This window comes from Halodesulfovibrio oceani subsp. galateae (assembly GCF_055397225.1).
Genome location: NZ_AP042453.1, coordinates 73,893 through 98,506 on the forward strand (window position 1 = coordinate 73,893; position 24,614 = coordinate 98,506).

Annotated in this window: 20 protein-coding genes and 1 tRNA gene; 10 read left to right on the forward strand and 11 right to left on the reverse strand. The window is 45.6% G+C overall.

Annotation, left to right across the window (positions count from 1 at the left end; translation table 11 throughout):
* Positions 1 to 680: 680 nt before the first annotated feature.
* Positions 681 to 4,370 carry an ATP-binding protein gene (locus ACZ5V1_RS00315; protein ID WP_464390081.1) on the forward strand — a complete coding sequence of 1,230 codons (3,690 nt, stop codon included), beginning with the start codon at positions 681 to 683 and terminating at the stop codon, positions 4,368 to 4,370.
* Between the two features lie 17 nt (positions 4,371 to 4,387).
* On the forward strand, positions 4,388 to 6,172 hold the full coding sequence (locus ACZ5V1_RS00320; protein WP_464390082.1) for a sigma-54 dependent transcriptional regulator: 1,785 nt from the start codon (positions 4,388 to 4,390) through the stop codon (positions 6,170 to 6,172).
* A 189-nt stretch (positions 6,173 to 6,361) separates the two neighbouring features.
* Here the strand turns inward: ACZ5V1_RS00320 and ACZ5V1_RS00325 are convergent, their stop codons facing one another.
* Complete coding sequence (locus ACZ5V1_RS00325; protein ID WP_464390083.1) at positions 6,362 to 6,511, reverse strand: transport-associated protein; 150 nt, start codon at positions 6,509 to 6,511, stop codon at positions 6,362 to 6,364.
* Positions 6,512 to 7,042: 531 nt separating this feature from the next.
* Positions 7,043 to 7,627 (reverse strand): TetR/AcrR family transcriptional regulator, encoded by a 585-nt coding sequence (locus tag ACZ5V1_RS00330; RefSeq protein ID WP_464390084.1) that lies wholly within the window; start codon positions 7,625 to 7,627, stop codon positions 7,043 to 7,045.
* A gap of 198 nt (positions 7,628 to 7,825) precedes the next feature.
* Between ACZ5V1_RS00330 and ACZ5V1_RS00335 the strand changes: the two genes are divergently transcribed.
* Positions 7,826 to 8,626, forward strand: coding sequence for an EFR1 family ferrodoxin (locus ACZ5V1_RS00335; protein ID WP_464390085.1), 801 nt, complete (start codon positions 7,826 to 7,828; stop codon positions 8,624 to 8,626).
* Positions 8,627 to 8,879: 253 nt separating this feature from the next.
* Here ACZ5V1_RS00335 and ACZ5V1_RS00340 read toward each other — a convergent pair whose 3' ends face one another.
* From ACZ5V1_RS00340 to ACZ5V1_RS00355, 4 genes are all read right to left on the reverse strand, one after another.
* On the reverse strand, positions 8,880 to 9,635 hold the full coding sequence (locus ACZ5V1_RS00340; RefSeq protein WP_464390086.1) for a 4Fe-4S binding protein: 756 nt from the start codon (positions 9,633 to 9,635) through the stop codon (positions 8,880 to 8,882).
* Positions 9,628 to 10,503: a substrate-binding domain-containing protein gene (locus tag ACZ5V1_RS00345; protein ID WP_464390087.1), complete on the reverse strand. Its 876-nt coding sequence runs from the start codon at positions 10,501 to 10,503 to the stop codon at positions 9,628 to 9,630. Before ACZ5V1_RS00345 ends, ACZ5V1_RS00340 begins: the two co-directional genes overlap by 8 nt.
* Positions 10,485 to 11,408, reverse strand: coding sequence for a radical SAM protein (locus ACZ5V1_RS00350; protein ID WP_464390088.1), 924 nt, complete (start codon positions 11,406 to 11,408; stop codon positions 10,485 to 10,487). The genes ACZ5V1_RS00345 and ACZ5V1_RS00350 overlap by 19 nt, the downstream gene beginning before the upstream one ends.
* Positions 11,409 to 11,748: 340 nt before the next feature.
* Positions 11,749 to 11,825, reverse strand: a tRNA-Arg gene (locus ACZ5V1_RS00355).
* Positions 11,826 to 12,120: 295 nt separating this feature from the next.
* Between ACZ5V1_RS00355 and ACZ5V1_RS00360 the strand changes: the two genes are divergently transcribed.
* The 4 genes from ACZ5V1_RS00360 (at position 12,121) to ACZ5V1_RS00375 (ending at position 17,696) form a co-directional block, all read left to right on the forward strand.
* Complete coding sequence (locus ACZ5V1_RS00360) at positions 12,121 to 13,386, forward strand: bifunctional folylpolyglutamate synthase/dihydrofolate synthase (protein WP_464390089.1); 1,266 nt, start codon at positions 12,121 to 12,123, stop codon at positions 13,384 to 13,386.
* A 10-nt stretch (positions 13,387 to 13,396) separates the two neighbouring features.
* Positions 13,397 to 14,803 carry an L-seryl-tRNA(Sec) selenium transferase gene (gene selA, locus ACZ5V1_RS00365; RefSeq protein WP_464390090.1) on the forward strand — a complete coding sequence of 469 codons (1,407 nt, stop codon included), beginning with the start codon at positions 13,397 to 13,399 and terminating at the stop codon, positions 14,801 to 14,803.
* Between the two features lie 32 nt (positions 14,804 to 14,835).
* Positions 14,836 to 16,224 carry an aminopeptidase gene (locus ACZ5V1_RS00370; RefSeq protein WP_464390091.1) on the forward strand — a complete coding sequence of 463 codons (1,389 nt, stop codon included), beginning with the start codon at positions 14,836 to 14,838 and terminating at the stop codon, positions 16,222 to 16,224.
* Positions 16,225 to 16,514: 290 nt separating this feature from the next.
* Positions 16,515 to 17,696 carry an iron-containing alcohol dehydrogenase gene (locus ACZ5V1_RS00375; protein ID WP_464390092.1) on the forward strand — a complete coding sequence of 394 codons (1,182 nt, stop codon included), beginning with the start codon at positions 16,515 to 16,517 and terminating at the stop codon, positions 17,694 to 17,696.
* A gap of 147 nt (positions 17,697 to 17,843) precedes the next feature.
* Here ACZ5V1_RS00375 and ACZ5V1_RS00380 read toward each other — a convergent pair whose 3' ends face one another.
* From ACZ5V1_RS00380 to ACZ5V1_RS00390, 3 genes are all read right to left on the reverse strand, one after another.
* The gene (locus tag ACZ5V1_RS00380) at positions 17,844 to 18,437 is read right to left on the reverse strand and encodes a class I SAM-dependent methyltransferase (RefSeq protein ID WP_464390093.1); all 594 of its coding nucleotides are present in this window, start codon (positions 18,435 to 18,437) and stop codon (positions 17,844 to 17,846) included.
* A 247-nt stretch (positions 18,438 to 18,684) separates the two neighbouring features.
* A complete protein-coding gene (locus ACZ5V1_RS00385; protein ID WP_464390094.1) occupies positions 18,685 to 19,419 on the reverse strand; it encodes an energy-coupling factor ABC transporter ATP-binding protein in 735 nt (244 codons plus the stop codon).
* Positions 19,416 to 19,952, reverse strand: a complete 537-nt coding sequence (locus ACZ5V1_RS00390; RefSeq protein ID WP_464390095.1) for a biotin transporter BioY — start codon at positions 19,950 to 19,952, stop codon at positions 19,416 to 19,418. The genes ACZ5V1_RS00385 and ACZ5V1_RS00390 overlap by 4 nt, the downstream gene beginning before the upstream one ends.
* Before the next feature lie 231 nt (positions 19,953 to 20,183).
* Here ACZ5V1_RS00390 and ACZ5V1_RS00395 point away from each other — a divergent pair, with 231 nt between their 5' ends.
* From ACZ5V1_RS00395 to folE2, 3 genes are read left to right on the forward strand one after another with little or no spacing between them, the layout of a single operon-like run.
* A complete protein-coding gene (locus ACZ5V1_RS00395; protein WP_464390096.1) occupies positions 20,184 to 20,849 on the forward strand; it encodes a class I SAM-dependent methyltransferase in 666 nt (221 codons plus the stop codon).
* A gap of 24 nt (positions 20,850 to 20,873) precedes the next feature.
* Positions 20,874 to 21,293 carry a nickel-responsive transcriptional regulator NikR gene (gene nikR / locus ACZ5V1_RS00400; protein WP_160715420.1) on the forward strand — a complete coding sequence of 140 codons (420 nt, stop codon included), beginning with the start codon at positions 20,874 to 20,876 and terminating at the stop codon, positions 21,291 to 21,293.
* A 19-nt stretch (positions 21,294 to 21,312) separates the two neighbouring features.
* Positions 21,313 to 22,065: a GTP cyclohydrolase FolE2 gene (folE2, locus tag ACZ5V1_RS00405; protein ID WP_254060466.1), complete on the forward strand. Its 753-nt coding sequence runs from the start codon at positions 21,313 to 21,315 to the stop codon at positions 22,063 to 22,065.
* Positions 22,066 to 22,489: 424 nt separating this feature from the next.
* Here the strand turns inward: folE2 and ACZ5V1_RS00410 are convergent, their stop codons facing one another.
* Together ACZ5V1_RS00410 and ACZ5V1_RS00415 are read right to left on the reverse strand one after the other, a co-directional pair.
* On the reverse strand, positions 22,490 to 23,026 hold the full coding sequence (locus ACZ5V1_RS00410) for a ferritin-like domain-containing protein (protein WP_464390097.1): 537 nt from the start codon (positions 23,024 to 23,026) through the stop codon (positions 22,490 to 22,492).
* Positions 23,027 to 23,140: 114 nt separating this feature from the next.
* A complete protein-coding gene (locus ACZ5V1_RS00415) occupies positions 23,141 to 24,559 on the reverse strand; it encodes an aminopeptidase P family protein (RefSeq protein WP_464390098.1) in 1,419 nt (472 codons plus the stop codon).
* Positions 24,560 to 24,614 lie beyond the last annotated feature (55 nt).

A 24,614-nucleotide genomic window follows, 5' to 3' on the forward strand; every position in this document is an offset into this window, starting at 1 on the left:
TCTTTTTGATAACATACTGAAAATACACTGATTAACATTGCGACAGAAATGTCCCACAGTGGTTGTTTGTGAAAAAAGGCGCGAATCAAGGGGGTATACGTGTGACAAAAAAGTCCCAAAAATCAATAGAGTGCTTCAATCCATAGCTTATAGTGCAAAAGTGCAACACCGTTTTACGGTTTTGACTCACGGATTGGTTGTGTTAAGGTCTGTTTCCTCCTTTTTTGAGACAAAAATGACCCAAATTGATTCTGTCCTAGATACGATGATTCACTTGGGGAGGAAAATAGGACTATTATGTCTCATTTCACAGCTAGCGATTGTAATCAATTGGTATGTACTTTTTATAACCAGCCAAAATGTAGTGCAAAATTAGCATGATGAGTGAGCGAGTTATTATAATCTGCATGTGTGTAGAGCTTGTGCCTTAGATAACAATCCGTTGAGAACGGATGTTGCATAGGTAATGGCACATATTGCGAGCCTTTTTTGCATGCATGTACAGATCTTATTTGAATGCAGCGCAATGCAGTCAGGCCCTAACCGCTCTATTATATATAATGATAGGGTGGTGAGTAAGGAAGAATATGGATCCTGTGGCAGCAGGATGTATATGTTGAGTAATTATCATTAGATAAACTATGCGGTAGTCATCCGTTGTGGTTCCAGGAGTAGGCTGAATGCGCCTAAAAATGTTGACTCTTCTTGTGTGTGGAATGTTGCTTCTAGGAATGGGAGCGATATACAAAACAGTGCTCTTCTCTTTGGACTCTCGTGACAATACCGTTGAGCGGTTGATTGAGAACAAAGAGTTTGTGTGGGCGAACTTTTCACCGGAAGAGCGTGACTGGCTTTCGAAGCACGGGACTGTTCGTGTCGGCATCGATAACAATTTTTTCCCCATTGAAGCCAAGACAGACGAAGGCCAGCATGTCGGTATGACAAGTGATTACCTGCGTATTCTCGAAAAGCTTACAGGGTTGAAGTTTGAAATTTCTGCTGTGGGCGAATGGACGCAGGTAATGCAGAACATGCGCGATGGTCAGCTTGATATGATCGCAGCGCTGATGCGGACTCCCAGTCGTGATGATTTTCTTAACTTCAGTGCACCATTTATTAAAATGCCCGGCATTATTGTTGTGCGAAAGGGTGACTGGAAAGACCTTACTCTTGATGACTTAAGCGGTAAGCGCGTTGCCGTTGTCCGCCGTTATGCATGGCATGATTACCTTGAGGACTATTATAAGGATATCATCATTGATGTGGTGGATAATAGTGAAGAGGGCTTGCAGCGTGTAGCGTTCGGACAGTCAGATGCTCTTGTAGATTACCAATTCAGCATCACACATCAGATTAAAAAGAGTGGCGTACTTGATTTGCAGGTAGGCGGCGTTGTGGGGTTAACCGCAAGCTTGTCTATTGGCATCAACAAGGACTTGCCAATATTGCAGAGCATTTTGAACAAGGCGCTGCATAATATTACTTCAGAAGAACATAGTGCCATTGTTGGTAAATGGGTTCGCATGGAAGAGGTTGATCCTGTTTCCACGCGCGCTATTGTTCTCATTTTAATGTGCTTCACATTCCTCATAGGTGCTACGTGCATTATTGTGCTGTGGAACCTTTCTCTTAAAAAACTCGTAGATAAAAAAACAAGCGAACTGAATGCTGAGCTGATTAAACGTGACTCTGTTGAGGCTGCGTTGCGAAACAGTGAAGTGCGTTATCGAAGAATTTTCGAAAACATTCAGGACGTATACTTTCAGGCACTTCCTGACGGACGTATTCGTGAAGTAAGTCCTTCTATTCAGCAGGTTTTCGGGTGGACTCCAGAAGAAGCACAGAAAGCTTCTATTTACGACTTTTTAGATCCCGAAGTTGTTCAGGTTCTAAAAAAGGAACTGCGTAAGCGCGGAAAGTTAGAAGACTTTGCTTTTGTCTTCGGTACTGGCGAGTACGCAATGCACTGTTCTGTCACCGGCAAAATGCTTTTTGATACAGAGGGCAATCCCGCGGAGTTTGTTGGTTCTGTTCGTAACGTAACAACCCGTGTTCAATATGAAAAAATGTTGAGCAAAGCCAACCTTGAACTTGAATCCCGAGTCGAAGAACGTACTCGTGATCTGAGAGACATGAACAAGGAATTGCAGCGTTCAAAAGAAGCTGCTGATGCGGCGACACAGGCAAAAAGTCAGTTCCTCGCAAGTATCAGTCATGAAATCAGAACGCCTTTGCATGGCATTATCTCGTTTGCAGAACAGGTTCGTATGCTTGAAGCATCACCGCCTGTCCGAAAGTATTTGAGAAATATTTTGGATTCCTCTTTTACGTTGCTCGATATTATTAACGAACTTCTGGACTTTTCCAAGATTGAAGCAGGTCACGTTGCTGTAGAAAATATGCCGTTCCATCTCGACAGTACTATTCAACGAGTATGTAACCTTGTTCTGGGCAGAGCTGCGGCAAAAGATCTTGAATTTATTGTTGATCTTCCATCCAGTGTACCAACAAAATTGTGTGGTGATTCGGGTAAGCTGCAACAGGTGATGTTGAACCTCACAAGTAACGCGCTGAAGTTTACTCCTCCGGGCGGTACGATTTCTTTGTCATTCCGCTATCACCAGATCAGTGAAAACAATATTTTATTGCAGTGCTTTGCGCAGGATTCCGGCATCGGTGTTCCGTCCGGTTCCATGGAACAATTGTTTATTCCATTCCAGCAATTAAGTGCGCCTGAATTACGCAGTTACGGCGGTACTGGCCTTGGTTTGAGTATCTGTAAGCAGTTGGTTGAACATATGGGCGGCGAAATTTGGGCAGAATCAGAACAGGGCGTTGGTAGTTTGTTCGCTTTCTCTATTCCGTTTGAACTGGAAGCATCTTGCTGTGACAAATGGGAATTACCAGAAGAGCTGGCAAATATTGTTGCTCTAGTGGTTACAAAGTCGGAACAGTCCGGGAGTGTTATCCGCTCTCACTTTAATGCTATCGATATGATGTCTTCTATTGCCTATGGTGTGGACGATGCCGTGTTGAAGCTAGAGTCAGGTGTTGTGAAGCCGGACGTTATTTGTATCGGTCACAATATTCCATTGGCTGAGCGTCCGGAACGGTTATTCCACTTCACTGATAATGATGAACCTATTCCTGTTCTGCTCATGGCTGCAAAGCACGGCAAGCTTGTGCTCGGAAGTTCTAAACTCCCAGAACATGTACATTTGGTTACAGATATTCTGACCATGCGTATGTTGCTGAGCTCTCTGTGTACTATACTTGGAGCAGAAGACGCGGTGCTTGCTGATGCCGAAATGAGTTCACTTGGAATGCCTGATGAAGACCGGTTTGAAGGGAAGCGAATTCTTATTGCCGAAGATACTCAGACAAACCGTGAAATTGTCACAATGCTTCTGGAACCGACAGGTGGACTGCTTACGTTTGTAACAAACGGGCGTGAAGCTGTAGAAGCGGTACGTAAGATCACATATGACGTTGTGCTCATGGATATCCAGATGCCAGAAATGGACGGCTATGAAGCAGCAACGCTGATTACTAAAGAACTTGGCCCCGCTGCACCGCCTATGATTGCGTTAACAGCACATGCGATTAAGGGAAGCAGGCAGCGAGCTGAGGAAGCAGGAATGGAATATTATTTGTCTAAACCGTTTGGCAAAGAGTCACTGTACTCAACTATTGCAAATGCGTTGAACGCGGAGGGCGAAGTGGAAGCATCTGTGCAAGATTACTCAGGGGACAATCAGACATTGTCTGTGCCGTATGGCATTTGTACAGAGGTGGCAAAGCGCTTGGGGGTAACTCAGGATTCTTTTGATCGCCTGCTGAAGCTGTTTGCTCAGGAACACGCCGAGGCTATTGAGACCTTGCGTATAGCTCGTGTTAACCATGAGTATGAGCATGTAATGAAGATTGCGCATACCATTTCTGGTGCGGCTTCCAACATTGGGGCAGCACAGAGCGGCACGATAGCTAAGCAAATTGAAATGCGTGCGGAACGTGTTGTAAATGGGCAAAGCACACCGCTTGGAATGGATGATCTTATTCTTTCACTTGATCGGGAATTAACACCTTTGCTTGAAGAAGTGGCTGCTAAAAATGTATTTGTGCCGGTGCCTGTTGTTGATACAGCAGGAAAACCGCTTACCGCTTCTGATATTGCCATTGCAAAAAGTCTTGCGGTTGCTCTGAAGGCTGCCGATCCTGTTAAAATTGAAGAATTATTGCCGCAAGCTGTTGCGTTCCTACCTCAGGCGGATTCTGCTGCTTTGGAATCATTAGTTTTCCAGTATGACTATGAAAAAGCACGAAGCCATTTGCTTGCATGTGAGTCGGTTTCTACTTTTAGAAATGCATAGGAAGGATGAGAAACACTGTGAGAAAAAAACCGTTAATTCTTGTTGTTGATGACAATCCGGTAAACCTGCGCATTCTTGTAGATAACCTTCAAGAAAAATATGCGCTGGTTGTGGCTAAAACCGGTGAAAAAGCGCTGGAACATGCTGTTGTGCAGCGACCGGATCTTATTCTGTTGGATATTGTATTGCCAGACATGGATGGCTTTGCCGTTTGTGGGGAACTACAACAGCAGGAAGCGACGCGCAGCATTCCGGTGATATTTATTTCCAGTATGCAGGACCCGGAATATAAAACCCGCGCGTTCAGCGTCGGGGGTGTCGACTATGTAACCAAGCCGTTTCATCAGGCAGAAGTGGTTGCAAGGGTTCATACACATTTGCTTCTAAAGGGTATGCGGGAACGTCTTGAAGAAAAGAACGTACTCGTAAAGCAGGAGTTGAGTGAAAACCGCCGCCAGCTGAATACTCTTATGGATAACTTACCGGGAATTGCCTACCGGAGTGACGTGGATAAGTTGCGTACCATGCAATTTATGAGCGTTGGCACTCATGAAATTACGGGCTTTCCCCACACGCATTTCACAGAAGATGGCATGGAGCCGTTTATCTCTGTTGTCGCAGAAGATGACAGAATAGAACTTACAGAACGTTTGCAGGCTGCTTTGGCTGCCCGTTTGCGATTCGAGCACGTTTATCGGATTCAACCTAAATCGGGAGATGCTCGATGGGTTCGTGAACAGGCAGTAGGGCTCTATGATGACGATGGAACTCCGTTTGCCATTGAAGGTTTTATTTCTGACGTTACTGAAAGTAAAATGCAGGAACTTGGTATCTGCGAAGAAAACCGTCAGCTTAAAAGTAAAATGAAAGCGCATTACTTTGGCAACATTGTTGGTAACTCTGAACCGATGCAGAACATTTATGAAATGATTCTGAAAGCAGGAGCAACCGACGACAACGTGATCGTGTATGGCGAGTCTGGCACAGGTAAAGAGCTTGTGTCCCGTGCTGTTCATGACAACAGTTCCCGATTTAATCGTAATTATGTTCCTGTGAACTGCGGTGCTATCCCTGAACAACTTTTTGAAAGTGAATTTTTTGGACATAAAAAGGGTGCATTTACCGGTGCGGTAGGAAGCCGTAAAGGGTATTTGGAGCAGGCAGATAACGGGACTCTTTTCCTTGATGAACTGGGTGAAATTAGCCTTATCGGACAAATTAAATTGCTGCGTGCTATTGAAGGTGGCGGTTTTACCCCAGTGGGGGGCACTGAACTTGTGCATACTCGTCCACGCATTGTAGCGGCAACAAACCGAGATCTGATGGAGTTGGTTCAGCAAGGGCAAATGCGAAGCGACTTTTATTACCGTATTCATGTTGTGCCTATCTACATTCCGCCGTTGCGCGACCGCAAAGAAGATATTCCGTTGCTTATCGATCACTTTCTTAGAGTGTTGCCGGAATTGGATGGTCGACCGCAGATTACAACCGAAGTTCTCAATGCATTCATGACCTATGATTGGCCTGGTAATATTAGGGAAATGCAGAACGCTTTGCACCAGTATTTAAACCTCGGAACCCTTTCATTGGGCGGGGAACGTATTATTACTGGAAGCAACAGAGTTGGAATGCAGGTGCTTCAGGAGCCGCTTGATACCGCAATGTCACGTTTTGAACGTCAGTATATTATGGATATTTTGAAAGCGAATGAATGGCATCGGTCGCATACCGCTCGAACTTTGCAGGTCGATAGACGTACGCTGTTCCGTAAAATGAAGCAGCACGGTATTGATGAGGCATAAGAGTCTTTACCTTGGCTGTACTTATCAAGATAAATAAAAAATTCCCTCGTAGAAAAATATGCGAGGGAATTTTTTATTGAGCTGAAATTGAGTTGGGTTTGAAAATTGTAATACGATCTACGGGAGCGGGATCAATATTGTATCCATAAAAACGTTGTGCTGAGGGATACTCCCGCCCGTGTCCGTAACTTACTCAAAAAGCTTATTGGCTTTTTCTTTGGCGTCGTTAACAGCCTGATCGATTTTCTTGCCTGCTTTTTCTGCAGGACCATCTTCTTTGCATCCCATAAGTGGGAGCGTTAATGTTGCAACAAGAAGAAGAGTGACAATACGTTTCATAACAATATCCTTAGATGGAAAATCCGCTTAAAACATACTAATTTCAAATTTGTTAGTAGCAGCGGTGAGGAAGTAAAAGCTGTAGCAGCGCATTTGTCAGTAACTCCAATAATACGAGTAAGTAAAATGTAGTCGAAGTAGACTCTTATTATGCATACGATATACAGGAGATCGGTAGTATCTTGAAAGTTGGAATCAAGGTCAATCGATAAGGTCACACAGTAAAGTTGCAACAAAGCCTTGTCACAGATAGTGACAGGGCTTTGTTGCAACCTAACTTGCTGTAATTATATATTGATGGGTACGGGCTTGCTCGTCAGTCCTTGTTCATTCAATGGTGCGCAATGAAGAATTTGAATTCTCGGTCAACGCCTTTGAAGAATACGAGGTTGTTAAATAGGTTTGACAAATTTAGTGATTGTGGGGTCGAGCATCTTCCGGGTGTTCATGAACCCCCGTACCTTTTATGGTCCAATTGTTGTTCATGGTATGCTTGAACTGGGTGAATCAAACCAACTATGTCGTATCTGATTACGCTGGGCTCACCTGAACTAACTTGATGATGACCTCGGTCAACTCATCTGCAAAGGACTCGTCCATTGGAGCGTGACCTATGAGCAGGCGATACCACATTGTGCCAAAAACAATATCAATCAACATTTCCAGATTCTGTTCGGGGCTAATCTGTCCACGCTCCATTGCTTGTAGAAAAATAGAGTTTAAGACCGTGCGTCGTTGTGCAGTAAAATTTTCCCTGAATCTCTTGCGAAAATCTTCATTCTTTTGCGCATGCGCCATAAGGAAGCGAAGATGTGCACCGTCTCCATCAGTGATGGTTTTCATCGATTGTTTTAGGAATTGACTAAGCGTTTTTTGCAACGATTCAAAATGAATAACCATTATCTTTGTAGCAGCTTGAAGGAGGACGGCTTCCAGCACTATGTCCGCCAAAGTGGGCCACCAGCGATAGACAGTCGGTTTGCCGACGTTGGCGCGTCTTGCGATAGCTTCGATGGTTAATCCGGCTCCACCTTGTTCATGTAACAACTCATGGGTCGCTTTTATTACAGCTTCCTTCGACTTCTCGCTTCTGGGGCGTCCTATTTTTGCTTTCATTATGTTTCCTCCTCGGTACTTCTCAGAAGAATCTTTTGCCATGGTTGACATTTGTTGGCAAGTTTAATTACGTTACGTACCGTAACGAAATTGCAAAAAGATATTTGTGTGAGGCACTGGTCAAAAACAGTTGTTAATAACATTGTATATTAGATGTATTACATGTGAAATTCACAGGTGATTGATGGAGCAAGTGAAATGAAAATCGAATCTGTAAAATTAGTATATTTTTCACCTACTGGAACAACTAAGGCGGTTGTTCATGGCATTGCGCGTGGTCTTAATTCAAGCTCTACGGAACAAATTGATATAACCAAGCCAGAGGCGAGAATACAGCCGTTACTGACTTCAGAAAGTGAATTGCTTGTAGTTGCGGTTCCCGTGTATATGGGGAGGGTTCCGGCATTGTTAACTGAATGGTTACGGGTGATGAATGCAAATAAAACTCCCGCGGTCTGTGTTGTTGTCTATGGTAATCGCGAATATGAGAATGCACTACTTGAATTAAAGGATATCCTACAGGACTGTGGCTGTATCCCCGTTGCTGGTGCAGCATTCGTTGGCGAACACTCGTTTTCAAATTCCGAGACACCTGTAGCACTGGGGCGGCCCAATGAAGACGACTTAAATTGTGCTGAAGTCTTCGGGCAGAACATACATGAAAAGCTACAATCGATTTCATCAATTTCACACATATCTAGTGTGTCTGTACCCGGAAATTATCCTTATGGGGGAGTAACGAAGCTATGGGATGTGGATTTTATTGAAGTGACTAACTCATGCACACAGTGTGGTGGTTGTGTAGACGTATGTCCTGTGGGCGCTATCGATTTACTACATAGCGCCATTATTGATCAGGTAAAATGCATCACATGCTGTGCATGTATTAAAAACTGTCCTCAAAACGCCAGAACTATCAAGACTGGTCCAGTAAAAGATGCCTCAATAAGACTCAATACGCTTTATAGCGAACCCAAAAAACTGGAATGTTTCTTATAATATTAAATGCTTGCTTCGCTAGTTGGCTCGTGCAAATGAAATTTAAAGGCTGCTTAATAACATATCGGAAGAATATGACAGAGATACTCTTGTTCATGTTTGTAAATTTCTCAAAATCTTCCATGGTGTTTTCATGATTATCTGCAAAGAAATCTGTAACTGCTTATGGTGAAGAGTTCTTTAATGAAAATACATAAAAAGGCTCTTGCGAAGTATCGCAAGAGCCTTTTTATGTATTTTATGAGGCAGACAGTTACTTTTTAGTGAAAGGAGTAGTTACGGAGATGGCATCGACAGGACATACATCCTTGCAGGCTCCACAGTTTGTACAGTTAGCTTCCGCAGGGCGCGTATCCTGTTTGCAAGTGCGGGAGCACTTGTCACAGTCAAAGCACGTAGGTGCCATTGTATATTTGAATAACGAGAAGCGGCTGAAAAATTCCAGAACACCACCTGTAGGGCACACAAATCTGCAAAAGAAGTATGGGATAACAAGACCGAGTGCGATGGCGACAACGACGATGATGGTTCGGGAAAGCCACAGCCAGTTTGCATGTTCGAATGTAAGCATTGTTGAGTTGATGAATTCACCAGTGCGAATCGGAACAGCCCAGCGCGGGTTCTGCATTGCAAAGAAGAGATACGCAGCGCCGATTGCGGCAATGTATTTCCCCTTTTGAGCAATGGACTTGATAGCCGGAGAAATTTTCCGTTTTGCAATGGCTACAGAGCTGAACAGTTCGGAAATGGTTCCCACAGGACAAGCGTATCCACAGAATGCCCTGCCAAAGAATAATGCTGAAACTGCAATACCAACAAGCACAATGTACCAGAGCTTTTTACCCGGGCACTGTACGACAGGACAGTTTGCACAGCTTACGTATGGTACTGCAAAAGGACATCGAAAGATTCCATAGTAGGAGAACTCTGCAAGCATAAAGAAAGATACGGCTTGTATTACTCTTCGAGGCCATAGACGGATGAGTGTTGATAATCGCAAATTAGGCATCGATCACTCCGTATTTTGCCGTCAGTCTTTCGCCTTCTTCAGAAAGAGCAGGGATGAATCCGGCAGCTGCAAAGTGTGCTTGTCCTGCTTCGGATGTAATGAATGATACAAAATCATGCGCGAAGTCAGGATCTTTAGCCCATTTCATAACCCCGATAGTGAATGGGAGAGGTGGAGCAGGAAAGAATTTTTCTGGAATTTCAATAAAATCAAATGCATCTTTGTAGCGTGGAAGGCGGGTGATGCGAAGCTCAACAACAGCAGCATCTGCTTTGCCAGCGGCTATGTCTGCAACATCATGCTGAACGCAAGAACCCATGTAGATAGATTTTGATTTTGCTTCCGGCAATACGCCGCTTTTTTTGAGAACACCCATGGCAGCCTTACCCCCTGGAGGGGAAGAGTCTGGCGAGCAGAGCGTTTTAATGCCATTCCGTTTTAAATCTTGAATTGATTCAATGCCTGCCGGATTTCCTTTAGGCGTGATGAGGACGTACTTGGTAAAACATAGCGGTTGGAAGGCGAGCATTTTGCCTTGCGCTTTAAGTTTTTTTGCAAGCCCGAGAACACGTGGTGCAAATACTTCTGTTTGGGCACTGCCAAGAAGCGATTTTCCTAAAGCTCCTGCGAATGCGCCTGTGTAGCTAATGGCAGCATTGCTTTGCTGTTCGTACATGGCATTTGCAGGCATAAAGGCTTCTGCCAGACCACCACATGACCAGACCTGTAGTGACTGTCCTTCATATATAGTGGTTGTTGCTTCTGCTTCAGCGGCGCCTGTTAGGCTTGGTACCATGGTTGCCGCCAGTGCTGTGCCGCCAGCGGCTAAAAATTTTCGGCGATTTACTTTTAGCTGATCGTCGGACATTTGGAGTGCTCCTTGCCGTGAATTCCTGCTGCATCAGCACGGCATTGTTTGCATTTTGTGAAGAGTGAAAGCGAAGGGGGACATAGTGAGTAAATGTGTTTGATTTCGTCGCGTGTGGGTTTTCGTGTAGAGCTCAAGGCATGGCGTGGAATTAGAGGCATCGGGTTAAAGACCTGCACGTTATGGTCCACGGCAAGTTGCATAACAGCTTCTACTTCACTCATGTTAATTTCAGGAGCGATGACCATGTTGATCTTAAGAGTCATGCTCCCAGCAACTTTTCGCAGCCCTTCCATCTGGCGTGAAATCAGAAGATGACCGGCTTCTTCGCCTGTGAGCCATTTGCCGGAGTCAAATACCCGTGGCTGCATTTGTGCAATTACAGACGGTGTAACTCCGTTTACGGTGACAGTAAGCGTGTTGATGTTGAGGTCGATAAGTTTTTCTGCGTATTGGGGAAGTGCTAATCCGTTAGTGCATAAGCAGGTCGCAATGTGCGGTGCTTGTATCTGCATTTGCTCCAGAAATGTGATTGTTTCTGGATTTGCAAGCGGATCTCCGGGACCGGCGATTCCGACAATTGAGTTGTCACCGTATTGCTGAAGGAATTTCATTGTTCTTTCGATACCCTGTTCAGGATCGAGCACTTCAGAAGCAGACCCCGGCCCTGTGAGTTCTGAAGAGGGAGAAATTACACGTTCACAGTAACCGCACGCCAAATTACAGCGTGGAGCAATAGGCACATGGATACGGGCAATCCGACCATGTGCTTTTTCATTAAAGCATGGGTGAAACGGGAGTTGAGCAGGTTCATCACGTTGCAGTGGATGGGGGGCACAAATCGCCGTATTCGGCGCGCCGCAGGTCTGCAGGGAACATGCTGAAGACAAAGAAGGGGTGTTCATAAGTGCATCCTGTTAAGAGAACAAAACAAAGAGCACTGGCTATATCATAGTTATAACGCAGGAAAAAATAGGTTTTCTCGATACGTCTAGGGGGAATCTATAGATTTTTTACTATTGGGACGTGACCATACGGCAGAAAAGTGGGTAGGTAGTTAATCAAAAAAATGTAGCAGGATCAGCGGTGGTCATTCATCGTTTCGTTCAGAAGTCACGAATATATAATTAAGGGTGTCTACGAAACTCGTGGTGAGTATTGTGTTTTGTGCAAATTACTTACCAGTTACTTACCACTGACGAAAAAAGGGTTTAACGGAAAAACCGTTAAACCCTTGAATTCAAGTGGTGCGCCAGGAAAGATTCGAACTCTCGGCCAACGGCTTAGAAGGCCGTTGCTCTATCCAACTGAGCTACTGGCGCTCGTTGAGGGGAGTGTTTATCTGAACGGGGATGGCAGGTCAAGCCCTTAGGTATAATTTGTTGCTTTTTCGAGCAAATAAACTCTCATTTGCTGTTTTGAGGAGCAATATGAAATCCTAGACGGAAAATGATTGCTAGTGGATGATAATTGCAGTGCAAAATTGCTTTGCAGAGTATTGAAAGTTACTGCAAAATACTCGGTGTACAAATTGTACTTCCACAGATTGTAACTTTGAACGTAAGCGGATGCTGTAAAAGCATTGACCTGTAAGCAATCATATTCTAGGGCGACTGCATGAGCGAAACAGAACGAAATTTTTTTGCAACGTATGAAGACTTTGAAGCGCATTTATTGAAGCTTGGCCTGTTCCACATGGATCTGGCGCACAGCAGGATTGATGCTGTTTTAGAAGAAGCGGAACTGAAACGGCCTGATTATCCGGCGGTTCAAGTTGTAGGCACAAACGGAAAAGGGAGCACCAGTTCTTTTCTTTCTGCATTTGGGCAAGCAACCGGACTGACTGTCGGGCTGTACACGTCTCCACACTTTGTTACTCCACGTGAGCGAATTCTTATTAACGGCGAAATGCTGGATGAAGAAGAATGGTGCGATGTGGCGAACGATGTTATGGAATGTGGAGGCAAAGAGCTTACGTATTTTGAGCTCCTTACCGTAATGGCTGTATTCATGTTTTCTGATTACGACGTTGATCTTGCTATTTTTGAAGCCGGACTTGGCGGAACACACGATGCGACTTCAGCTATTGAACGCGATCTTGTTGTGTATACTCCAATCGGACTTGACCATGTAGACGTACTAGGCGCTTCCATAGAAGAGATTGCTCGTGATAAAGCAGGGGCAATGCGTAAGGATATGCCTGCTGTTACCCATGTGCAGACCAAAGACGTTATGGCTGTGCTGAAAGATGAAGCACAGAAGGTTGGAGCAAACTTTTTGACTGCTGAAGGCTCTGTAACGTTACCGGAAACAGGGCGATTCGGTCTTGTCGGTGCGCATCAGAAAGACAACGCTTTGCTTGCTCTTGCAGCATTCAGCAAGCTTGTCGGTATATACGGATGGACTCCTGCTGATATTATGGATTGGGATGACGTTAAGGAGCTTGGTGTTGCAGATGCATGGATAGCAGGGCGCTTCCAGCATATTTTAGCAACGGATACTCTTCCTGAAATGTATCTTGATGGTGCTCATAACGAACCGGCATTTGATGTTCTTTCGGCCGCTTTGGAAGATACCGGAGTAAAGCCCGCAGTAGTTATTTTTGGCTGTATGGAAAATAAAGATATCCAGACGCTTGTACCTAAAGTTCAGGCGCTCACAGCGGATACGATTCTTTTGCCTCAGTTTACTGATATGCAAAGAGCAGAACCGGCAGCTCGTCTTGCAACGCATTTTGATGAGCGGGCAGTTGTGTGCGATTCTCTAGAGGATGCTCTAAGCCGCAGTAAAGAAATAGCAGGGGATAAACCAGTACTGTTGTGCGGTTCATTATATTTACTTGCAGAATTTTTTGCCCTGCACCCAGAACTTTTACAGCGCTAAGGAGCCGTGTGTGTCTATTCTTTTCCGCGCCTTACCATCTGTTGATAAAGTCCTCGATGCCCTTACCGTGTCGGGCGAGTTTTCCCATATTCCTCGCTCGATTGTTCGCGAGCATGTGAACGGCTTTCTTGATGTATGCCGTGAAGAGATTCGCGCAGGGCTTATTACAGAGTCGGAACAGCTTGCTCTGGATACAATATTGCCGCGTATGCAGGCACATATCCGTGCGCTGTCCCGTCCTCATTTTAGACGAGTGCTTAACGGCACAGGCGTTGTTGTGCATACAAACCTCGGGCGTTCTCTCTTAGCTGATACCGCTGTGGCAGCCGTTACCGAAGCTTGCGCGCATTACTCCAATCTTGAATTTGATCTTGCCACTGGTGAACGCGGAAGCCGCTATAGCCATGTGGAAGAATTGCTTTGTAAAGTGTCCGGTGCTGAAGCCGGTCTTGTTGTAAACAACAACGCTGCGGCAGTGCTTATTGTTCTTGATACATTGTGTAAGGGCAAAGAAGTCCCTGTTTCTCGTGGTCAGCTCGTGGAGATTGGCGGCAGTTTCCGTATTCCGGAAGTTATGGAAAAAAGTGGTGCAACTTTACGTGAAGTTGGTGCCACAAACCGTACGCATGTTAAAGATTACGAGCAGGCAATTACTGAAGAAACAGGCGCGTTGCTTCGAGTGCATACATCAAATTACCGTATTGTCGGCTTCCATAAAGAAGTGACACTGGAAGAGATGGTTGCCCTTGGCAAAAAACACGAACTGCCAGTGATCGAAGATCTTGGTAGCGGTAGCTTTACAGATTTTTCCTCCCTGCGCATTGGTGAAGAACCAACGGTGCAGCAGGTAGTGGGCGCAGGTGCGGACGTTGTTACCTTCTCGGGTGACAAGGTTCTCGGCGGCCCTCAGGCGGGTATCATCGTCGGTAAAAAGAAATATATCGACATGATCAAACGTAACCCGATGAACCGTGCGTTGCGTATTGATAAAATGACCCTTGCCGCTTTAGAGGCTACTTTGCGGTTGTACCGTGAGCCGGAACTTGCTCGCGCAGATATTCCGACTCTTTCTATGATGTTTGCAGAGCAGCCAAAGCTGAAACAGCGTGCGCGCCGTCTTGCAAACCGAATCAAAAAAGCCTGTGGTGAACAGGTTGCCGTAAGCGTAGTGGATGGAAATTCCCGCGTTGGCGGTGGTTCTTTCCCTGAACGTGATTTACCGACTGCGCTTGTTGCAATTAAGCCGTCCGCTGTTTCTGAGACAGTATTTAAAAAAGCTTTGCTCGATACAAACCCACCACTTGTTGGTAGAATCGAACAGCAGGCTTTCTGTTTAGACACGCGTACATTAACTGATAAAGAATTTGCTTTGGTAATCGAAGCGTTGCAGCAAGCCCTACAGGCTGTTTCTCAATAAATGAAGCACTGCTAAGTGTATTGGAGATTTATATGAGCTCTACTAAATTAACCCACGAGCCAAAAAGCTGCTGGGAAGTTTACAATAGTGACAGCGATATTGCCGCAATGGATTCCCTTGCAGCACGTTATGTCGAATTTCTTTCCACCTGCAAAACTGAGCGTGAAACCATTGCATATGCTGTGAAGCGCCTTGAAGATGCAGGATTTTCAACTGATGTCTTTTCTAGAAAGTACTACACAATTCTTCAGGATAAAACATTGTTTGTGGCTCGCAGGGGTAACAAATCTTTGGCTGAAGGTATGCACCTTGTGGGTGCTCATGCAGATACCCCGCGTATCGATTTTAAACAGCATCCACTGTATGAAACTTGCGGTGTAGCTCAGGCAAAAACTCACTATTATGGTGGCATTCGTAAGTACCAGTGGCTTTCCCGTCCTCTCGCACTGCACGGTGTTGTTGTGAAAGAAAATGGTGAAAAAGTTATTGTGAATATCGGTGAAGATGCCTCTGATCCTGTATTCACCATTGCTGACCTTCTTCCGCACCTTGCTCAAGATCAGTCCAAGAAGGTTCTTGCTGAAGCTTTTGATGCTGAAAAAATGAACATCATTCTTGCGCACCGTCCTGTAGAAGTAGAAGACGAAGAAAGCAAAGATGCGCCGAAAGATAAAATTAAACAGCGTGTTCTTAATATCCTGCATGAGAAATACGGTATTAATGAAGAAGATTTGTACTCTTCTGAATTGCAAGCCGTTCCGGCTGGCCCTGCACGTATGGTGGGTCTGGATGAAGCAATCATCGGCGGCTATGGTCAGGATGATCGTATTTGCTGCTTTACTGCGATCGAAGCGATGCTTGAAACAGAAGCTTCTGATTACACACAGGTTATTGTCCTGTGGGATAAAGAAGAAATTGGTTCAGAAGGCTCCACTGGTGCCAAGTCTCGTTTCTTAGAATACTGCATTGAAGATCTTATTGAAGCATGGGAACCAAAGGTTCGTTTTCGTCAGGTAATGCTTGCGACCCGTGCGCTTTCTTCTGATGTACACGGCGCCTTAGACCCTGATTATCAGGAAGTGCATGAGAAGTTGAACTCAGCAACATTGGGCTATGGCCCATGTTTCTGCAAGTTTACCGGACACCGTGGTAAGTATGAAGCAAACGATGCGCATCCGGAATATCTTGGCTGGTTGCGCGGCGTAATGAACACAGCCGGTGTGCCTTGGCAGATGGCTGAACTTGGTAAAGTTGACCATGGTGGCGGTGGTACCGTTGCTATGTATCTTGCCATGTACGGTATGAACATTGTCGATTTCGGGCCGGGGCTGTTGGCAATGCACAGCCCATTCGAACTGGCAAGTAAAGCTGATTTATATGCGACCGTGAAAGCATTTTCTGCTTTCCTTGAAGCTAAATAATATGACTAAGCGATGGGAAATGTTTCCATCGCTTTTTAATTTTTAGTGACTTTTTGAGCAGAGCTTGCTGCCTCCGGCGGGCAGGCTTTGCCTTGCATCCACCAGGGGGATCCCCCTTGACCCGTTTAGGTATGAGTAAGAATGCAGGTTCTAGAAATTTATTTAGGTGATGATCGGTATTACGTGCAAGACTAGAGTGTTGCACGTGGTGCATAGTAAAAAAAATAGGCGACAAAGATTGTCGTTGAAAAATATTTGCAAACACGCGCAACACTGCAAGGAGTTAGAATATGATCGACTTTATGTTCCACATGCCGACCAAATTGATTTTCGGTAGCGGTAAATTGAAAGAGCTTTCTGATCCGGCAAATGTTCCGGGTAAAAAAGCTTTCATTGTAATCAGCTCCGGTGGGTCTATGATTCGCCACAGTTATCTGACATTTGTGCAGAATATGCTGAGCCATAACGATATTGAGAGCGTGGTGTACAACAAGATTCAGGAAAATCCGATTCTTGACCATGTTACTGAAGGTGCAGCATTAGCACGTCAGCATGAATGTGATTTCGTGATAGGTCTTGGTGGCGGTAGCTCCATTGACTCTGCAAAATCTATTGCACTCATGGCAAATAACGAAGGCAATTACTGGGACTACATGCAGGCTGGTACCGGCGGTAAAAAGACTCCTGCAAATCCTGCGTTGCCAATCGTAGCTATTCCAACCACAGCAGGTACTGGTACAGAAGCTGATCCTTGGACTGTTATCACCAACAGCGCAACTAATGAAAAAATTGGCTGGGGTAATGATTCAACATACCCGACCCTGTCCATCATTGATCCTTGGTTTACGCTTACTGTTCCACCAAAAGTAACAGCATTTACCGGAATGGATGCATTTTTCCATTCAGTAGAAACATATCTTTCCGCACAGCGTCAGCCAACAAGTGACCTACTTTCTCAGCAGGCTGTACAGCTTCTTAATACCTTCCTCCCTGAAATTGTGGAAGAAGGGCAGAATATTGAAGCAAGAACAATGGTTTCATGGGCATCTACCGCTGCAGGCGTATGTCAGTCTCTGTCATCTTGCATGTCTTTGCATTCTATGGAGCATGCTCTTTCTGCATACTATCCGGCAGTTCCGCATGGTGCTGGTTTGCTCATGCTTTCTAGAGCGTACTTCAAACATCTCACCCCACATATGCCCGAACGTATGATTGATCTCGCATATTTTATGGATGTTGATGTTGACGCATTGCCTGAAGAAAAACGTCCTTATGCTTTTATTGATGCACTTGATGCGCTTATTAAAAAAATCGGCATGGGCAATCTGTCCTTGGCTGATTACGGAGTAAAGAAAGAAGATTGTGCGAAGATGGCAAAGAATGCCATGGAAACTATGGGCGTACTCTTTACGTGCACCCCTGTGGAAACTTCCGAAGCTGAAGTTATCGCAATTTTCGAAGATTCATTTTAGCGGATAGAGAGATTCGTAGCGTGCGGATGCACGTCTCCGATGAGATTCTTTCTGGTTAGGATGTCATAATTCGTTTTAAAAAAAGGGCTGCTGTACAATATGTACAGCAGCCCTTTTTTAACGTTCTGTCAGGATAATTCTCTGTAACTACAATGGTCGAAAGCACGCCACGTAAGTATGCGTCAGGAGCAGTTCGGATTCTTTTTTGAAGCCGCATGGAGCTGCTAATGCCTCTACATCATCAGCAGATAAGCGTGAATGCAGAGGCGGACCGAAATTCGCTTCTTCTTTTTTGCATTCAAGCACTGCCAACATGCCGTCCGGTCGCAACACTTTTCTAAATTCATTAAACATATTTTGAGCATTATCCCGTACGGCTTTGATGTGAAGTACAGTGCTCAGCAGGATAAGGTCTACACTTTGCGCATCAAGAGGTAATGACTTTGTTATGTCGCATGTGTGCCCTGTTATGTTGGCCATTCCCTTTTCGCGGGGGTAGTTTGCCAACGTCTCAACGGAGAGCCTTACAGAGTCTAATGCGATGACATGTCCTTGGTCTCCTAAAAGCCGTGCTGCATGCAGTGAATATTCTCCTGCACCGCAGCCTGCATCAAGAAAAGTCATACCTTCGTGAATAGGCAGGTGGTCAAATACCGCTTCGGGTGACTGAATCCAAAAACTCGTAGGTCCGTATCCCTTCTTTGGGGAGCCTTCACTTTGGCATTGGTTCCGATTTTTCATAGTGTCGCATCCTTCCCTCTGTGCTAATTATCGTGCTTTGTCCTTTTACTGTTCACGCCTACCGAATATGTGCTGTGTGTGGTGGCAATGAATGGATACTGTAAAAGAACGTGAGGGGAGAGTCTTCAGCTATTTCTCGTAGTTATGACTAGCTCAAATGGATAAGGAAGTCAGGATTGCTTTATGCTCTTTATGAATAAGAGTTAAAAATCAGAGTCCTCTTTTGATCGTCAGAGGCTATGCTCCGTTATCCCCAAGGAGAAATAGTGTGTTTGCGAAGCCATGAGTATGGAGGACGGATGCCGTATTCCAGCAGTGATCCTAAAAGATGTTCGGGGGCACCGGTTCCTTTGAGTTCTCCGAGATGCAGGACGACCATAGAGTCTGCAAGGTCGATGACAGGTTCAAGGTCATGCACGGAAACTATCTGGGTGAGCCCCAGTTCTTTGTTGGCTTTCATAATGGAGCGCATTTCAAGCATGGCTGGATAATCCAGTCCTGAGAACGGCTCGTCCAAGAGTAAAATTGATGGAGTTGAAAGCAAGGATACGGCAAGGCAGAGCTTTCTCTTTTGTCCGTAAGAAAGCGCATGGACGGGAGAGTCCCAATGATCAAGCAGTGAGAAACGTTCAGCCATAGCGCGGCAGGTTGTTTCTGCTTCAGTATCGTTTGCGGGAAACGCCAGCATCATATCTTCTGCGACTGTTGCTCCGATAATCTGCAAATCAGCATCTTGCAAAACGAGTGCACTTTGTTTCCTCAGCTGTTGCTCGTTTCCTCTTGCGCTGATGGCTCCAACGCTGAGTTCTCCGGTAGACGGAGTTTGAAGACCTGCCAGCAGGGAAAAGAGTGTCGATTTACCGCTTCCGTTTGTGCCGCACAGACAAACAAGCTCTCCTTTAGGGATAGTAAAGGAAAGATCGTTGAGTGCGGGCGCTGGATTTCCGCGGTAAGTAAACGTAAGGTTTTCTGCTGTGATCATTCTGGCAGTAATCCTTGTTTACGCAAGAAGCGGAGTCCGATTACTGCGGCAGCAACTTTAACAAGGTCACCCCATATGAATGGTGCGATGCCTATGGCAGCAGCTTTGGCAAAAGAAATATCCAGAGCAAATTTTAATCTCAGGAAACCAACAAGATAGACGCATGCCAGTCCGAGTAGTCCCCAAACGAGAGGCATGATGTTGTTTTTGCTATGCTTTCCCAGTCCTGCAATGTAGGCTGTGCCCACAAAGCCTAGAAGGTAGCCGCCGGTAGGGCCGAACAGAATTGCAAACCCTGCTTTGCCACCAGCAAAGATTGGAAGCCCGATGGCGCCTGCAAGAATATAGAGCAGCACAGCTGCTGCGCCGCTGACTGGTCCAAGAATAAAACCTGCCAGAACAATAAAAAATGTCTGCAAGGTTACCGGTACCGGTCCAATTGGAATTTGAATAAGTGCCCCTACAGCTATCAGTGCTGCAAGTAACGCAATCCAAACTTGTCTGTGTAATCCTGTAAGTGGCGATGGTTGCATATATATCCTACTATTCGTTGCATGAGTAAAAACATGCAGTGAGTGTTGTGCGGTCTTTTATCGTATAATGGCCTGAAACGTATAGTAGCTGGGATATGAAAAGGTCACAAGTGTGACTAGGTTGGCTAAAATTGCATATATCCGCATTTTGGAGCAGTTGTCTTTGTAGACGGATGAAACAAGGTGCGCTATTGAACGTTTTTCTGCAAAACTCAATGGTAGTTTCGATTAATGACTCAACTTTCTGAATATACACCGCGCCTCGAAGTTCCGCTCTGCGGAAGAACTTGGACGCTGGATAGAGCCGCTGATCTTGAAACACTGTGGGAATCCATGGTGGAAGATGATCTCGACGACGACGAACGCTTACCATACTGGGTAGAGCTATGGCCTTCCAGTTTGGTTCTTGGCGAGCATTTGTTTGCACATAAAGATGAAATTGCAGGTAAATGTTGTCTGGATATCGGCTGCGGCCTTGGTTTAACTGCGATTGTTGCATCATGGCTGGGTGCACAGGTTATCGCCATGGATTATGAATTTGAAGCACTGCGTTTTGCCAGAAAGAATGCAGCACTGAATAATGTTCCGCAGCCAGTGTGGACGTTAATGGACTGGCGTTTTCCTGCAGTTCGTCCGCAGTCGGTGGACGTAATGTGGGGCGGCGACATTATGTACGAAACTCGTTTTGTAGAGCCGGTACTCGAATTTTTGGATCATTGCCTTGTGCCGGGTGGCCGTGCATGGGTGGCAGAACCCAATAGAAACGTGTACAAGGAATTTAAAGCGCAGCTTGATAAAAGGGGATGGAAATCCCGCAAGTTGCTTACTGAAAAGACGTCGGCAATCTACGAGCAGCCATCGAAAGTTACTGTTAATCTTTGGGAACTGTCCCGCTAGAATTTTTGGATATCTGGAGGATATATGGGACGTACAATCCGCTTCGGCGTATCCCTCGATTCTGAACTGTTAGAAAAGTTTGACGATCTATGTGAAGAGCGCTGTTATCAGACCCGTTCTGAAGCGATTCGCGATTTGATTCGTAATACTCTCGTGCAGCAGGAATGGGAACAGGACGATAAAGAATTAGCAGGAACACTTACGCTTGTGTACGATCATCATAAAAGCGATCTGGCACAGCGTCTTACAGAAATTCAGCATGATGCGCATGACATGATTATTACCTCAATGCATGTGCACCTTGATCATGACAATTGTCTGGAAGTTCTTGTTCTTAAAGGAAGCGGGGCTAAGATTCGTGCATTAGCTCAACGGCTTACTTCCACTAAGGGAGTTAAGCACGGTAAATTAAACTTAACTACAACAGGACAAGACATTGCCTAAGCAGCTACAAGACATCCAGATGAGCTCATCTGAAGTGGCAATTCCTATCGATAGTGTAGGTGTGAAAAATTTACGGATTCCTCTTTCTGTGCGTGATCGTGAAAACGAGGCACAGCATACCGTAGCACAAGTGGAAGTTGGGGTTGATCTACCAGCAGCTTTCAAAGGCACACACATGAGCCGTTTCGTAGAAGCATTAGAAGGCTTCGGCGAAAAACTGGACTATAATAGTCTCAAAGACTTGCTCGCGCATATTCAGGAACGTCTTACTGCGCGCAATGCATTTATCTCTTTTACGTTCCCATATTTTATGACACTGGCTTCACCGGCAACCAAACGTAAGAGTCGTATGGATTACGAAGTGACTCTTACAGGCGCACTGGAAGAAAACGAAATGAGCTGTATGCTCGAAGTATGCGTGCCGGTTATGACAGTGTGTCCATGCTCCAAAGCAATCTCAGATGAAGGCGCGCATAGTCAGCGTGCGGAAATTCGTCTCCAGATTAGCATGAACGGGTTTGCGTGGATTGAAGAATTTATCGAAATCGCGAATAACTCAGGTTCTTCACCGGTTTATTCACTGCTCAAGCGTGAAGATGAAAAATTTGTGACAGAAGATGCCTTCGCCAACCCGACTTTCGTGGAAGACGTTGTGCGTGCTGTTGCAAAACAACTCAGCGAACATGAAAAAATTGACTGGTACAGAGTTGAAGTTGAAAGCTTTGAGTCTATTCACAACCACAGCGCTTATGCTGTGATTGAGAGTCGCTAGCCAGTTTTTGAGATGTCGTAACAGGTTGTCTTCGACGAAAGATTTGCCTCCGGCGGGTCTCCGACGGGCAAGGGCGCAGCCCTGCACCCGCAAGGGGCTTGCCCCTTGACCCCGATTATACGCGATGCATACCACGTTTCTATAATGTTGGAAGCCGCGATGTCCGCTAACTTTCCACAATGATATGAAAAAGGGCTGTTCTACGTAATGTAGAACAGCCCTTATTTATTGTATGAAAGGTAGTGGGATAAAGCCGCGTGAGAAATCTATCAACGGGCGTTCATCGCATAATAAAGGTTTCTGGAGATTCTTAAGAACCTCTTGCAAGAGGTTCTTAAGCCGCCGGAGGCAAACGTCGTAGACAAGAAAGCGTCGCAGACTTGCCAAAGGCACCCAATCTAAGCGTCGTCGAAGGCTAAAAAAGCTATTCGCCACCGCCGACAGCAAAACCTTGGTCAACCAGTCCTGTCGAGGCAGGCGTACCGGCAATTTTGCTTAGGAACACGTCGCCGAGCTTTTGGATGTGGCTTGAGATAGAATCGAAGTAGTTGTAATGCATTTGTTCTTCTTCGATGATGGTCTCAAATATCTTTTGGCTCCCGCTGTCGCCGTTTTCTCTACAGACCATAAGGAACTGGTTGTATTGCTCTATGGTGTCATCTTCCTGATTTGCATCATACGGGAAGATACGTTCCACGGCCTGCTTGCGTTCTACTGGGCAGCATAGCTCTGCTGTAGGCTCACCGCCGAGTTCTTTTATGCGTTCTGCAAACATTTCTGCATGTCGCATTTCATCAAGCGCAATCAGCTTAACTTGTTTTGCCAGTTCTCCGTAATCCATGTCATCCAACCCGTAATGCTGGTTCATGTATTGGGTGATGGCGTGCAGTTCCATACTCCGCGCTTTATTCAATACTTCAATGACCTTTTGACGACGGGCATCTTTGTCAGACTTACTCATGCAGTATTCTCCTAAAGGTATCGACGGGTCAGCATGCTGACGCAATCCTATTGTTATTTGGAGAAGAGTTTAGCGCATGTTTTGTGTGTGCGACTATGATAGTCGAAGTCTGCTTTAGTATGTCCGCTGTGAACAGGCGTGCATTCTGCCTTCAATTCCTGCTATTGTTTTAGGAATCTGCTGTCCGAGTACTCGGTGACCGTCACGGGAGATATAAATATCGTCTTCGATACGAATCCCGCCGAATTCGCTGAATTGTCTTGCAGTTTCAAAATTGATGAAACCTTTGCAGGTGCCTTCGGCTTCCCATTGATCCATGAGCGCTGGAATAAAGTAGCAACCTGGTTCGACTGTCACAACAAATCCACGTTGAAGTTTACGCGCAAGACGTAGACCGCGCAGTCCGAATTGTTCGGAGCGGGTGATGGTTTCGTCGTAGCCGACAAAGTCTTCCCCGAGTCCTTCCATGTCGTGTACGTCCAGTCCAAGCATGTGTCCGAGACCATGCGGGAAGAAGAGTGCATGAGCGCCTGCATCTACAATGTCTTCAACGCTTCCTTTGAGGATTCCTAGATCACGCAGGCCGGATGCGATTGTTGTGGCGGCGGTGAGGTGACAATCGATGAATGGTACATCAGGTGCACACTTGGAAATAGCTGCTTCCTGTGCTGCAAGCACTATGGAGTATACTGAGCGCTGTTGCTCGGTAAATGTTCCGGCTACAGGGAAAGTTCTTGTGATGTCTGATGCATAATGATTTGGAGACTCGGCACCAGAATCGATCAGCAACAGATCACCGGAATGGAGCATATGACTGTATTCGTGGTTATGAAGAATTTGTCCGCGTCCGGTGCATATTGGAGTGAAGGACGCTGAAGAGCCTGCAAGTGCAAGTGTGGAGTGAAGGAGAGAGGCTATCTGACGCTCAGAAGCTCCGGGACGCGCAGCAGAAAGTGCATTTGCGTACATTGCGTATGAAGTTTCCAGTGCCTGCTCTATTTCCATTACTTCTTCAATGGACTTGATGGAACGAAGCGCCACAACTTCTTCAATAAGCGGGGTGGATATGAAAGAATTAACTTCCATCACGCCACAGTCAAAGAGCTGAACAAGTCGCATTCGCGTATCTGAACGGTATACTGGTAGAATGTGAATAGTACGTTGTTTCTTTTTCGCGTCAGTAACCATATGGCTGAGCGTATTTTCTGCACCGAACTTTTCCGCTCCGCAGCGGGCTGCAAGCTCTTCTGGAGTTGCTTGAGCACCGGACCATATGATGTCGTCCATGGAGAAGCCCTGATCAAAGTACCATGATTCTCCGGCATCAAGGTCTATGACACCGGTGAGTCCTTCATGATCATGCCCGAAAAAATAGAGGAAAGAAGAATCCTGACGGAAAGGATACGCGTTGTCTGTGTAGTTCATTGGGGAAGCTGAGTGTCCCGGGAACAGTATCAGGCCTTTTTCACCACGCTCTGTAAGACGAGCGCAAAGGGTTTTTCGTCGCTCAACATAAGTAGCAGCAGAAAACATGAAGCCTCCAGTTTGTCTTGTGCGCGCTATGGGCACAAGATTCTACAGGGAATGG

Excerpts from the sequence above, each read along its gene's own strand:
- ACZ5V1_RS00315 (WP_464390081.1), top strand. The coding sequence starts at position 681 with ATGCGCCTAAAAATGTTGACTCTTCTTGTGTGTGGAATGTTGCTTCTA.
- ACZ5V1_RS00325 (WP_464390083.1), bottom strand. The coding sequence starts at position 6,511 with ATGAAACGTATTGTCACTCTTCTTCTTGTTGCAACATTAACGCTCCCA.
- ACZ5V1_RS00330 (WP_464390084.1), bottom strand. The coding sequence starts at position 7,627 with ATGAAAGCAAAAATAGGACGCCCCAGAAGCGAGAAGTCGAAGGAAGCT.
- ACZ5V1_RS00335 (WP_464390085.1), top strand. The coding sequence starts at position 7,826 with ATGAAAATCGAATCTGTAAAATTAGTATATTTTTCACCTACTGGAACA.
- ACZ5V1_RS00340 (WP_464390086.1), bottom strand. The coding sequence starts at position 9,635 with ATGCCTAATTTGCGATTATCAACACTCATCCGTCTATGGCCTCGAAGA.
- ACZ5V1_RS00345 (WP_464390087.1), bottom strand. The coding sequence starts at position 10,503 with ATGTCCGACGATCAGCTAAAAGTAAATCGCCGAAAATTTTTAGCCGCT.
- ACZ5V1_RS00350 (WP_464390088.1), bottom strand. The coding sequence starts at position 11,408 with ATGAACACCCCTTCTTTGTCTTCAGCATGTTCCCTGCAGACCTGCGGC.
- ACZ5V1_RS00360 (WP_464390089.1), top strand. The coding sequence starts at position 12,121 with ATGAGCGAAACAGAACGAAATTTTTTTGCAACGTATGAAGACTTTGAA.
- ACZ5V1_RS00370 (WP_464390091.1), top strand. The coding sequence starts at position 14,836 with ATGAGCTCTACTAAATTAACCCACGAGCCAAAAAGCTGCTGGGAAGTT.
- ACZ5V1_RS00375 (WP_464390092.1), top strand. The coding sequence starts at position 16,515 with ATGATCGACTTTATGTTCCACATGCCGACCAAATTGATTTTCGGTAGC.
- ACZ5V1_RS00380 (WP_464390093.1), bottom strand. The coding sequence starts at position 18,437 with ATGAAAAATCGGAACCAATGCCAAAGTGAAGGCTCCCCAAAGAAGGGA.
- ACZ5V1_RS00385 (WP_464390094.1), bottom strand. The coding sequence starts at position 19,419 with ATGATCACAGCAGAAAACCTTACGTTTACTTACCGCGGAAATCCAGCG.
- ACZ5V1_RS00390 (WP_464390095.1), bottom strand. The coding sequence starts at position 19,952 with ATGCAACCATCGCCACTTACAGGATTACACAGACAAGTTTGGATTGCG.
- ACZ5V1_RS00395 (WP_464390096.1), top strand. The coding sequence starts at position 20,184 with ATGACTCAACTTTCTGAATATACACCGCGCCTCGAAGTTCCGCTCTGC.
- nikR (WP_160715420.1), top strand. The coding sequence starts at position 20,874 with ATGGGACGTACAATCCGCTTCGGCGTATCCCTCGATTCTGAACTGTTA.
- folE2 (WP_254060466.1), top strand. The coding sequence starts at position 21,313 with ATGAGCTCATCTGAAGTGGCAATTCCTATCGATAGTGTAGGTGTGAAA.
- ACZ5V1_RS00410 (WP_464390097.1), bottom strand. The coding sequence starts at position 23,026 with ATGAGTAAGTCTGACAAAGATGCCCGTCGTCAAAAGGTCATTGAAGTA.
- ACZ5V1_RS00415 (WP_464390098.1), bottom strand. The coding sequence starts at position 24,559 with ATGTTTTCTGCTGCTACTTATGTTGAGCGACGAAAAACCCTTTGCGCT.